General features: G+C 33.3%; 24 protein-coding genes. 4 read left to right on the top strand and 20 right to left on the bottom strand.

Annotated elements, in window-relative coordinates:
* Nucleotides 1-28 precede the first annotated feature (28 nt).
* The 15 genes from L987_RS04040 to L987_RS03975 form a co-directional block, all read right to left on the bottom strand.
* Complete coding sequence (locus tag L987_RS04040) at nucleotides 29-232, bottom strand: hypothetical protein (protein ID WP_047503161.1); 204 nt, start codon at nucleotides 230-232, stop codon at nucleotides 29-31.
* Between the two features lie 5 nt (nucleotides 233-237).
* Nucleotides 238-639: a DUF1064 domain-containing protein gene (locus L987_RS04035; RefSeq protein WP_047503159.1), complete on the bottom strand. Its 402-nt coding sequence runs from the start codon at nucleotides 637-639 to the stop codon at nucleotides 238-240.
* A gap of 12 nt (nucleotides 640-651) precedes the next feature.
* A complete protein-coding gene (locus L987_RS04030) occupies nucleotides 652-864 on the bottom strand; it encodes a hypothetical protein (RefSeq protein ID WP_029376928.1) in 213 nt (70 codons plus the stop codon).
* On the bottom strand, nucleotides 865-1,026 hold the full coding sequence (locus L987_RS13900) for a hypothetical protein (protein ID WP_047503153.1): 162 nt from the start codon (nucleotides 1,024-1,026) through the stop codon (nucleotides 865-867).
* Nucleotides 1,020-1,793 (bottom strand): ATP-binding protein, encoded by a 774-nt coding sequence (locus L987_RS04020; RefSeq protein WP_047503151.1) that lies wholly within the window; start codon nucleotides 1,791-1,793, stop codon nucleotides 1,020-1,022. The genes L987_RS13900 and L987_RS04020 overlap by 7 nt, the downstream gene beginning before the upstream one ends.
* 10 nt (nucleotides 1,794-1,803) lie before the next feature.
* The gene (locus tag L987_RS04015; RefSeq protein ID WP_047503147.1) at nucleotides 1,804-2,568 is read right to left on the bottom strand and encodes a conserved phage C-terminal domain-containing protein; all 765 of its coding nucleotides are present in this window, start codon (nucleotides 2,566-2,568) and stop codon (nucleotides 1,804-1,806) included.
* Complete coding sequence (locus L987_RS04010) at nucleotides 2,555-2,806, bottom strand: helix-turn-helix transcriptional regulator (protein ID WP_047503145.1); 252 nt, start codon at nucleotides 2,804-2,806, stop codon at nucleotides 2,555-2,557. The genes L987_RS04015 and L987_RS04010 overlap by 14 nt, the downstream gene beginning before the upstream one ends.
* Nucleotides 2,803-3,471 (bottom strand): putative HNHc nuclease, encoded by a 669-nt coding sequence (locus L987_RS04005; protein ID WP_047503143.1) that lies wholly within the window; start codon nucleotides 3,469-3,471, stop codon nucleotides 2,803-2,805. Before L987_RS04005 ends, L987_RS04010 begins: the two co-directional genes overlap by 4 nt.
* 13 nt (nucleotides 3,472-3,484) lie before the next feature.
* A complete protein-coding gene (gene ssb / locus L987_RS04000; protein ID WP_047503141.1) occupies nucleotides 3,485-3,937 on the bottom strand; it encodes a single-stranded DNA-binding protein in 453 nt (150 codons plus the stop codon).
* Complete coding sequence (locus tag L987_RS03995; RefSeq protein WP_047503139.1) at nucleotides 3,937-4,557, bottom strand: Sak single strand annealing protein; 621 nt, start codon at nucleotides 4,555-4,557, stop codon at nucleotides 3,937-3,939. The genes ssb and L987_RS03995 overlap by 1 nt, the downstream gene beginning before the upstream one ends.
* Nucleotides 4,550-4,774 carry a DUF2483 family protein gene (locus L987_RS03990; RefSeq protein ID WP_047503137.1) on the bottom strand — a complete coding sequence of 75 codons (225 nt, stop codon included), beginning with the start codon at nucleotides 4,772-4,774 and terminating at the stop codon, nucleotides 4,550-4,552. Before L987_RS03990 ends, L987_RS03995 begins: the two co-directional genes overlap by 8 nt.
* Nucleotides 4,740-4,967, bottom strand: coding sequence for a DUF2483 family protein (locus tag L987_RS03985; protein WP_156105203.1), 228 nt, complete (start codon nucleotides 4,965-4,967; stop codon nucleotides 4,740-4,742). Before L987_RS03985 ends, L987_RS03990 begins: the two co-directional genes overlap by 35 nt.
* The gene (locus L987_RS03980) at nucleotides 4,964-5,227 is read right to left on the bottom strand and encodes a DUF1108 family protein (RefSeq protein WP_047503133.1); all 264 of its coding nucleotides are present in this window, start codon (nucleotides 5,225-5,227) and stop codon (nucleotides 4,964-4,966) included. The genes L987_RS03985 and L987_RS03980 overlap by 4 nt, the downstream gene beginning before the upstream one ends.
* A gap of 66 nt (nucleotides 5,228-5,293) precedes the next feature.
* The gene (locus tag L987_RS13670; RefSeq protein WP_156105202.1) at nucleotides 5,294-5,467 is read right to left on the bottom strand and encodes a hypothetical protein; all 174 of its coding nucleotides are present in this window, start codon (nucleotides 5,465-5,467) and stop codon (nucleotides 5,294-5,296) included.
* A gap of 11 nt (nucleotides 5,468-5,478) precedes the next feature.
* Nucleotides 5,479-5,688 carry a hypothetical protein gene (locus L987_RS03975; protein WP_047503131.1) on the bottom strand — a complete coding sequence of 70 codons (210 nt, stop codon included), beginning with the start codon at nucleotides 5,686-5,688 and terminating at the stop codon, nucleotides 5,479-5,481.
* 75 nt (nucleotides 5,689-5,763) lie between these two features.
* Here L987_RS03975 and L987_RS03970 point away from each other — a divergent pair, with 75 nt between their 5' ends.
* The gene (locus tag L987_RS03970; RefSeq protein ID WP_047503129.1) at nucleotides 5,764-6,045 is read left to right on the top strand and encodes a hypothetical protein; all 282 of its coding nucleotides are present in this window, start codon (nucleotides 5,764-5,766) and stop codon (nucleotides 6,043-6,045) included.
* On the opposite strand, the gene L987_RS13895 is transcribed toward L987_RS03970, so the two are convergent.
* The 5 genes from L987_RS13895 to L987_RS03950 form a co-directional block, all read right to left on the bottom strand.
* On the bottom strand, nucleotides 6,023-6,187 hold the full coding sequence (locus L987_RS13895; RefSeq protein WP_186311702.1) for a hypothetical protein: 165 nt from the start codon (nucleotides 6,185-6,187) through the stop codon (nucleotides 6,023-6,025). The two genes, L987_RS03970 and L987_RS13895, sit on opposite strands and share 23 nt — an antisense overlap.
* An 11-nt stretch (nucleotides 6,188-6,198) precedes the next feature.
* Nucleotides 6,199-6,420 (bottom strand): hypothetical protein, encoded by a 222-nt coding sequence (locus L987_RS03965; protein WP_047503127.1) that lies wholly within the window; start codon nucleotides 6,418-6,420, stop codon nucleotides 6,199-6,201.
* A gap of 77 nt (nucleotides 6,421-6,497) precedes the next feature.
* The gene (locus tag L987_RS03960; RefSeq protein WP_047503125.1) at nucleotides 6,498-7,265 is read right to left on the bottom strand and encodes a DUF6551 family protein; all 768 of its coding nucleotides are present in this window, start codon (nucleotides 7,263-7,265) and stop codon (nucleotides 6,498-6,500) included.
* On the bottom strand, nucleotides 7,265-8,200 hold the full coding sequence (locus tag L987_RS13890; protein ID WP_052190950.1) for a hypothetical protein: 936 nt from the start codon (nucleotides 8,198-8,200) through the stop codon (nucleotides 7,265-7,267). The genes L987_RS03960 and L987_RS13890 overlap by 1 nt, the downstream gene beginning before the upstream one ends.
* Before the next feature lie 15 nt (nucleotides 8,201-8,215).
* Nucleotides 8,216-8,461 carry a helix-turn-helix domain-containing protein gene (locus L987_RS03950; protein WP_047503123.1) on the bottom strand — a complete coding sequence of 82 codons (246 nt, stop codon included), beginning with the start codon at nucleotides 8,459-8,461 and terminating at the stop codon, nucleotides 8,216-8,218.
* Nucleotides 8,462-8,624: 163 nt separating this feature from the next.
* Here L987_RS03950 and L987_RS03945 point away from each other — a divergent pair, with 163 nt between their 5' ends.
* The 3 genes from L987_RS03945 to L987_RS03935 all read left to right on the top strand — a co-directional run bounded on the left by L987_RS03945 (nucleotide 8,625) and on the right by L987_RS03935 (nucleotide 9,786).
* The gene (locus L987_RS03945; protein ID WP_047503121.1) at nucleotides 8,625-8,945 is read left to right on the top strand and encodes a helix-turn-helix transcriptional regulator; all 321 of its coding nucleotides are present in this window, start codon (nucleotides 8,625-8,627) and stop codon (nucleotides 8,943-8,945) included.
* A gap of 11 nt (nucleotides 8,946-8,956) precedes the next feature.
* Entirely contained in the window at nucleotides 8,957-9,421 is a 465-nt protein-coding gene (locus L987_RS03940; protein WP_047503119.1) for an ImmA/IrrE family metallo-endopeptidase, read from the top strand.
* Between the two features lie 134 nt (nucleotides 9,422-9,555).
* A complete protein-coding gene (locus tag L987_RS03935; RefSeq protein ID WP_047503117.1) occupies nucleotides 9,556-9,786 on the top strand; it encodes a hypothetical protein in 231 nt (76 codons plus the stop codon).
* Nucleotide 9,787 lies beyond the last annotated feature (1 nt).

Raw genomic sequence — 9,787 nt, 5'->3', positions numbered from 1 at the left:
CATTCTTGTTGGCATATTATTTGTCCTCCTAATAATCCTTAACTTGTACGTCTGATACTTTTCTAAATTTAATATCCTCGAACCCTAATTTCTCTGGGTTGTTTACATACTTTTTATATAACTTATCTGCTTCACGTTCTTGTGTTGCTTCCAAATCGTAATTATCTGCCACAGGTACTGTTACTTCCTGTTCAACTTCCACTTTGATTTGTAGTGTGATTGTTTGTTCCATTAGAATCACTTCGCTTTCTTGCGTTCTCGTCTAGCCTTAATTAAATCTTCATACGTGATCCACTCTAGTCCTGTGTATTTAGGCGCTTTACATATCCACGTTAGCTTTACATCGGGATATAAGTATCTAAAGAACTTAGCTTTTAATTTAGCTGTTTCAGTGGCCATACCTTTCACGTCTATTACTTCGATTAACTTCCCTTCACTCAACAGTGCAAAGTCTGCGATATATTCTGATTTACGCTGCTCACCTATTTTAGGTATTAGTTCGTATCTTGGTTGCACTTCTATTTCATCGAATCCATCTATATGCAATCGATTTTCTAAATGTTTGTAATACTCACATTCAACTTTGCTGTCGAACACAATTCCTTTGTACTCAACTTTCTTAGCGTTGTATTTACTCAAATTGCCCACATCCTATAGATAATCAAATATGCTTGTTTGTTCTTTGTCATTCAGGTTATATATACGCTTGATTTCATCTAATCTTTCGTCAGTTACGATATCTTCATCAATTCCTAACGACTTTTTCAATCCAGCTACACTATTTCTGTTTCTATCTAGTGGAATAACTGTCGCTACAACTTTTGAATTTTTATCCTTTAACGTGTATCTCTGACTTAATCCCATTTATCCCACCTCGCAAATAGCTTGACGTGTACGTCTTTCATTTAACTTTTGGATAAATAGTTCATATAATACTTTCTCTTCTCCGTGAGCATAGTTAATTAATTTCTGTGCGTATATATCTGAACACCCAAGATTTTGTTTAATAAATTGTTTAGTTACCATGCGTCTCTCTCCCTGTAATCATCACCAAGCACTCTTACTTGGCGTGAATTATGTTTCATACGTGAATTAATACGTTGCCAATTCATGTTTTGATTTAGCTCTTTATCACTAAAGTTGGTAGTGAAAATGTTGTTTTTACCTACTCTGTTATCAACTATGCTAAATAGTTTATTTAATGTATGTTCTGTGTTCTCAACACCTATGTCGTCTAATACAAGCAAGTCTATGCTGCTAAGTAATTTGACTAACTCGTCTGTAGTTTCAACTGCATTTTTATTGTAAGTAGCTTTGATACGATCCATTAACATTGGTATGTGCATAAATGCTACTGAATAACCTTGTGCTTTAACTGCTTTAGCAATTGCATACGCTAGGTGTGATTTGCCTGTTCCATATGAGCCTTGCATGATTAATGACTTAGGTTTATCTACAGAAAATGTTTTAACGTACTCTATAGCAGTTTGTTTAGCATCTGTTTGTGATTGGTTCTGTGGTTGATAATTATTCACTGTGACTTCTTGTAATGAGTAGTTAACATTAGATTGATTAAATATATTATTGATTGCTTTCTGCTTACGTTTTTTCTCTGCTTCTTTGCCTGCTGCAATCATGCTACACTCACAACCATCACGATATTCATAACCACTACTAAATGTGTGTAGATCATATCTGTTACCGCACTTTTCACAATAAAGTCCTTTCTTCACGTCATTAGCTTCATATTGTTTAAGCGTTTCTGTTATTCTAGGGCTTAACATGCGTTTCATTTAATCACTCCTAATCCCAATAACTAGGGTCATACTTCATACGTTCTAGTTGGTCTTGTCCAGTATTTTTTATTTCTTGATTGAGATAGCCTTCAAATTTAGTGCCGAATAACGTTTCTGGTCGTAAGAACTTTTCCATCTCAGTACCTTTCCATTCAGTAACTTTATTGTTAATTACAGTTTGAAATGCCTGCTCGTCAAAACCGTCTTTAAATCTAGATTTGATTAAGTCTCTAGTCTTCCTAGTTGTAGCTTTATAGTGCTTACCTGCTGATTGATTAAGATATCCTATAATCGATTCATAAGGATACACAGTCGAGGAACTCGACATAGTATTACTATCATTATTAGTATTGTTATTATTAGTTAAATCATTATTGGTAAAGTCATTATTAGTAGGGACAGGTTTTCCTACGTTGGATAATCCTGTGTTGGTTTTCCCTACGTTGGATAAACCTACGTTGGATAATCCGTTCTGGTTAGGTTGTTCATAAACAGAGTATTCATATTCTCTTAAACGTCCTTTGTCATCACGTTTACGTGTTCTAACAATATAACCAGTTGCTTCTAATTCTTTGATTCCGTTCTTCAAACTATCTCTACCATCAAGACTATGTTTTTCTAGTTCTTTCTCATATACTTGCCAGTCATCTGGTCGGCTTAGTAAATAAAGTAATATCCCTTTAGCTTTCCAGCTTATATTAGGATCATGTATAAAATTCTTATGAACCGTAACAAAGTTCCCGCTCTCTTTATAAACTCTAAATGTTGCCATGTTTTTCACCTTCTCCGTACAAAATCCATTCAGGTTTTAACTTGAATATGAATGCCATTAATTTGATTTTCTTCATGTGTGGTATTAAAACTCTGTTTTCCCATCGATTAACTGTTACTCTTGTAACTCCCATAATTTCTGCGAACTCGGTTTGATCAAAATTTCTTTGCATTCTAATTTGCATAATCCTATATGCAATGCCGATTCTGTCTTTATAATTAAGAGGTCTTGCTATCACTGTTTCTCACCTCGTAACATGCTATTTAATTTGTCATCTACATCCACCCAAGCGTTTTCTAAATGATGTAGTTTATTAAAACTACTCATTCCCATGTCGTGTTGTTGGTTGTGATGTTTTCTACATAGTGCTAAAACTTTGTTTCCATAATGATTTATCTTGTTTCTATTTCTCCCTCTACCTACTGCTTGATAATGTGCTAAATCGCTATTTGGAGAGCCACATATGACGCAAGTTCTATTAATGGTAGATTTATATAGAAAATACTTATCGTTGCTCATAAGGTCGCTAGTAGCCTTGTTCATTGGTACGTTGTTAGTAAATATAAAATCAAGGATTAAATCGATTAATTCACCTGCTTGTCGTCTACTGCAATTGCTCAATGATATAGGTTTATAACCTTTGATAAACTCTAATTGTTTTTGGAACATATACCTTAAATAATCCATTGGCTGTCCGTAATGATTGAATATATCTCGTACCATTGCGAAAACCTTTCTGCGTTGTTTATCTGTTATCTTGTATGGATCACTAATGATTACATCACACTCTACTTCTAGTCCGTTATCTAACAGTAAGAAGTCTTTGTTTTCTAAAGTTACACCCTCGATGACAGCAGTTATTGTGCCGTCATCTTGTTGGATGTAGTTTTTAATTATTGGCATTTAATCAGTCCAATCAGAACGGGAGGTCGTCCGTATCTATATCTGCGTTACCGTTAGCGAAAGGGTTATCCTTATCAGGTGATTGTTGTGACTTAGCTTGTCCACTTTGTTGTTGAGATTGCCCTTTAGATTGTGATTTAGATTGTGATTTAGGTTCCATGAATTGAACACTGTCCGCTACTACTTCGGTAACGAATATTCGTTTACCTTCATTGTTTTCATAACTACGTGATTGTATACGACCATCAACACCAGCTAAATGACCTTTGAATAAATAGTTGTTTACATTTTCTGCTTGTTTACGAAAAACAACTACATCGATGAAGTCTGCTTCACGCTCGCCTTGTGCATTTGTGAATGTTCTATTAACAGCTAAAGTGAAATTTGCAATACTCACTCCAGATGGTGTTGTTCTAAATTCCGGGTCTTTTGTTAATCTACCTACTAATACGACTCTATTTATCATTATTCATTCTCCTTGTCTAATTGTTTTAGGCCTGCATCTAGTTTTGCGTGTGCGTTTGCAATCTCACTTTTCGATGCTTTGTTTATAGTCTGTAATCCTAACCAACGTCTCGTTTTGTCTAACGTGGCATCTTTGCCCTTTTCTTGTGAGATACTTACAAATTGATTAATCTTTTCTGTTAATTCACTTACATCACTTTCACTAGCGTCTGGCGCATCCTCCCCATGATATAAATACAATCCGATACCATGTAATGCTGCTGCTTTAACAAATGCGCGCTTGTATGTTTTGTTTATTTGGAACATATCAGCTTGTTTGTAAGGCACTGACTTATTCTTAAAGTCTAGTACGGGTAAAGTTTCCGTCTTTGTTAATCCTTTTAGTGTGATTGATACCGTTACGCTGTAACCTTCCGGACTTGCTAAGTAAGGTACAAAATATTGTTCGTTAGCTACTTCTGGATGCGGGTATTCATGTATCTTCATCTCATAGTTAGGGTCAATCTTCATTAATTCTTGATGTGCATACGACCAAGCTAGGTAAGATAAACCTTGTTTCTTCTCTACATGATCGTTCACGTTCATTGAGTTAAGTTGTTGAAATAATGTTTGTTCAGTCATATTCAATCTCCTCATATTTAGTTTGTTCAGTTACTATTTTCTTAATTGCTGTGTGTTCAGTCATGTCTATACTTACATCATCTAAACCACTGAAATCTCTTGCTCTACTTCTATTACGTGTGTAACTTGTATCGTCTGCGGTCATCGGCTTATTCGTGATATATAAGTCAAAAGGTGCGTTTTTAAGTTTGATTAGATACGTTACGGTTTCCTTCATCTGTAACCTCCGTATGCAAAGATACTTTTGTATGGTAATCCATATTGACTCCAACTACTTCAGTGTCATTAAATATCCTTGCTGCACTTCTTTTGTTTGAATAATTCACTTCTGATTTTGAATCAGTTGGTTTGTTCGTTATATAAATTGGCATATCTCTGTGACGAATAATGTAAGTTATTGGTTCACTCACCATTGCATCACCCGATTCATAATACGGTCTGGTTCATCTGTATTTTGTTCTATCCAGTTATATATAGATCGCTCAAATATTTCGTGAGATAATTGTAGACCTAAATCTTCATCGTTAATTTCAGCTGAATCTACTAAATTTTCATGTTTGTCAGTAATTTCTACAAAGACACCAAATTGCGTTTTTGTACCCTTCACATGAAAAGTAAATCCATCTACGGTAATAAAATTCCTTCTTATCTCTCCTATTTCGTAATACATCTTGTCTACCTCCTAGAATTGGTGGTATACTTGTGTTGTCTAATTACACAAATATACTTTTGACTGTTAAGCGTTGGCGCGCTTAGCGGTCTTTTTTTCTGCGTAATAGCTATTCCAAAATACATAACTACCGATGAAACTTATAATGCTAAATGCAATACTGTAATGAAAATCGAATGTGATAAGTGCAAACAACATTGTGAATAGTATTGCTGTTGACCATGCTAAAATGTGTTTCATGTTAATCCTCCTTATAAATTGGTTTCTTTAATCATTATGTTTTGTTCTATATACTCAATTGCTGGTCTAACTTTGATGTAACGTTTGTTACCTCTACCAAAACGGTACATACACGCTTCTTGAAATCCTTTGTCAGGGTAAACTTTAGTTTCTAAATCATCCCTAGAAATTCCGCTTGCTTTTACAAATTCCTTTGCATCTGCAAATCCGATGAATTCCATTACTATCACTCCTTTCATTTTCACGTTGTGCTATACTATTTTTATCGCTACTGCGATAGTGGGTGGTGAAAAATTATGATGAAACCTTATATGCTAACCTATGATTTAAATTCACCTGGACAAAAATATGAAGAACTAAGAAACGTTATAAAAGAAGAAATTTCTAATGGTTATTGTAATTATTGGAAATCTTCATTTTTATTCCGTTCTGCTTTAACGCCTTCAGAAATGTTAGATAAATTAAAACCTTATCTCGATTCAGGTGATAAACTGTTTGTTACAGAAATAATAGATAATAAACAGGGATGGTTAACAAAGGAACAGTGGAATTTTATTAATCAAAATATTTTTGACTAGAATCTTTCATTGAAACTTTTGTTAAATCAGAAAAACCATTCGAATCTTCTGGAATAAATCTTTTCTTGTCTCCAACACTCTTAATCTCTTCCGCCAAGATGACGATTAGGAGTGTTATTTTTAATACTTGTTTTAGGTTCATTGTGGGTCCTCCTATTTGATTTTGTATTTCCATTTGAATTCATTAATCTGATCTAATTTGTTTTCCGTCAAAGTAGTTAAACTTTCAAACTCACTCATCACTTCTTTTAATTCTTTTTGTTTATTCTCAGTCATAGCGACTAGACTTTTGAATTCATTAACCAGACTTTTAAGTTCTCTTACATTCGTATACAAAGTAAATTCTTGCTTATTTTTCTTGTTTCTTCTGAACATTCCGTTTCCTCCTTTTTATTTCTACGCACAATATGTGTAATAATTGAGGTGGCTACGAACCACCTCGTGTGGTATAATTAGTCATGTAAATATATTTTATTAAGTTGATTATTTTTTCTTCTTTTCTTGTTATAAATGTCTGCCAATACGAATGGTAGGCATTCTTTTTTTGATTTAAAACTTGGACGTTGTTTATTGATTTCAGCATTAAAATCACTGAATCCTTTTTTTCTCAAACGTTCTGCCAAATCATCTTTTTTAATATTTTCGTAATAAGTGGCTAAGAATTTAGCGAAACCTTCAATGATAAACCCTTGAAAATATATCTTTTCATTGCCAAATGTGTCTTTAATAAATTTCAATGTTTCTGTAAGGCCAGAACCACCATATTTTTTATAAACTCTTTCTAGTGAGCGATAAGCACTTATATAACCATATCTAGGATTTTGATTATCATAGTCAATATCCATACCTGATTCCAAAACGCTAAATAAAATCATTTCTGCGAATTCGTCACCGTATTTAATATCAGCTTTAGCGATTGAGTTCGGTGATTTAGTAGGTCTTGTATTAAAGTCTTTGTACTTTTTAGCTTCTTCTTCGATACTAAGTCCAACATAAACCTCTGCTTTAACAGTCGGTATACCTAATCTTTTTAGCGCAGTCACTCTGTGTTGGCCATCTATGATGTAATAAATACCGTTCGCTCTTAAGTTCACATAAATAGTACCAATTGATCCTTCATCAAAATTATTTACAATTCTAGTTACTTGCGACTCCTTTACGGGAGATTGGTAACTCATATCTGTAGCTAAATCTTTTACATTTAATGTTCTTAATTTCATTATTTATATCCTCCAATTTTTATAAAATGCTCAATTTTTTTCTTCGCTTCTATTAACGCTTTGTAATTCAATGTAGATACATATTTATCAAACAACTCATAATCCTCAATTTCTTGGTCGTGAATAGTGATGATTTCTTCTAGCGCAGTGATTAATGCATCTGCAGAGCTTTCATGTCTTATTGCTTTTCTAACTTCTGGTTCAATTGAATCGTTATCTTGGTTTATTTGGATTCTTGCATCAGTGATTTCATTTTCTTTAGAATTATTTTCAACCACTTTATCCTCCTTTTTTAACTCTAATTTTCTTTTGTAATATTCGATTTGCTGTTCTAGTGAACTATTTTTCCTTTTTAATTCTGAATTTTCGTTTTTTGATACTTCATAATCCTCTGGTTCCATATAACGCTCAATCACTTCCGGCTCCCTATCCTCTGCATCCTCTAGTTGCTTACGTGCAATTGATTCAGAACGTTGTGCTTGTTCAAGTTGTGATTCGAGTTGAGATTTTTCTTCGTCGCGTTGTTTGAGTTGTTTTTTGTATTCTTCTATTTCTCTAGTTGTTGCCTCATCAATTGTTTTGTTACCTTTATCAGTTTCAATTCCATGTTCAAACACTTTATTTCTTTCATTTTCGGGGAAAGTAGCAAGTGTATTTAGTTTACGAGTGCCTAAATCCCAACGCGCGTTGGTTTCATCCTCGCCAAAAACTTCGGCAGCTTTAATTCTTTGCCTAATAGTTTCGCTCGTGTACCCGAAAACTTTACGCGTATAATCTTCAAAATTTCTAAACCCTAATTCTTTATAAAGTTTTTCATCTCGAATAGTTTTAATTTCCATTAAAAACTTATATCCATATTGTTCGGATATTTTGTAGAAGCCTACAGCTCTTTCGTGAATTTCTTGTGCTTTCACTTCGTTAGATAACTCATTCAAAATTTATCCCTCCTTTTAAAATTTCGGTTTTTCCGAATCATCACCCAAAAAAATATTATCTACTTTTATATTGAGTGCATTAGCTAATTTATGCAGTGTTTTATAATTAGCATTTTGAATGTGCTTTTGATTCATTTCATAATTGTAGATAGTTTTTTCAGTGACGCCAGATTTTTCCGATAGTTGACGCTTGTTCATATTTTTTAACGCACGCCATTGCGATATTGTTAATACCATTTTTTGTTTCTCTTCCGTAGTCATGTTTTGCCCCCTCTCTAAGAAGTTAAATACAGTGTATCATTTCGGCATTTCCGAAGTCAACACTTTTATTTCATTTTTTCTGAATTAATATTTCGGATTATCTGTTGTATATTTCCGATTTTCGTGTATACTATAGGTAGAAACTATTTAGGAGTGATTAAAAATGTTTAGCCAAAACTTAAAATACTTAAGAAACAAACATGATATGGAACAAATCGACCTTGCACATAAACTTGGTAAAAAAAGCGCATCTAGTATAAGTGAGTGGGAAAAAGGAAAATACACTCCTAAAATGAAAACATTAAAAGATATTTCAGATATTTTTAATGTAAGTATTAATGACTTGATGTCTATAGATTTAAGTGAACAATCACAACCAGAACAAGACGCAATCGCAGCACATTTTGACAAAGAAGATTTAACTGATGAAGAAAAGCAAGAAGTTCAAGATTTCATTAACTACTTAAAAAGTAAACGTAAATAAAGGGTGTTTATATGGGGAGATACGAAGCATTAATTAGCAAATATAACCATTTAACAATCATAGAAACTGATATGCTACCTAGTTTTCAATCAGGTATATGCTTTAATAACCAAATCTATATTAACAGTAATAGATCCGAAGCAGTAAAGTTAGAGACGCTAGCTGAAGAAATTGCACATCACAAACTTACATACGGGGATATAACTGACCAAACAAAGTTTAACAATAGAAAATTTGAAGGGTATGCAAGACGTTATGCTATGGAACAAATTATTTCGTTGCAGGGAATTGTGGATGCGTTTAAAAATGATTGCCATAACTTATATGAGCTTGCCCTATTCTTCGAAGTGTCAAAAATTTATGTGTTAGACACTATTGAACATTACAAAATGAAATATGGCTTAGATGTTTACTATAAGGGATATGTAATCAAGTTTGAACCGTTACAAGTATTTGAACATCACAATTGGGATTAACTATCCTACGCTCACACGTTATATACGTGTATGCAAATGTAGGTTGTTTGATATATATTAAATTTATTATAAGGAGATATTTAATTACGTTTGAACCTTTATGGGTATACAAACACAAAATTTAGGAGGCTAATATGAGTAGAAAAAAATATGTCGATAGTACATCAGATGGAATCGAAGGGTGTTTGATAGGTTGCCCATTCATGATATTTATGGGCGCTGTTGCTATATTCGCAATCGTAATGGGTGTAATGTTTTTGTGGGAGATGATAAAAGAATTTTTTAGATGGATTTCTGGCAAAGAATTAGAATACTTTTTCATATTTCATGATTATATAAACTCAATAATAGTATTGGGCATTTAAC

The sequence above is a fragment of the Staphylococcus sp. ZWU0021 genome, from assembly GCF_000798895.1.
Taxonomy (GTDB): Bacteria; Bacillota; Bacilli; order Staphylococcales; family Staphylococcaceae; genus Staphylococcus; species Staphylococcus saprophyticus.
The sequence above is the reverse complement of the archived record's forward strand: the minus strand, read 5'-3'. Positions and strand labels throughout refer to the sequence as shown.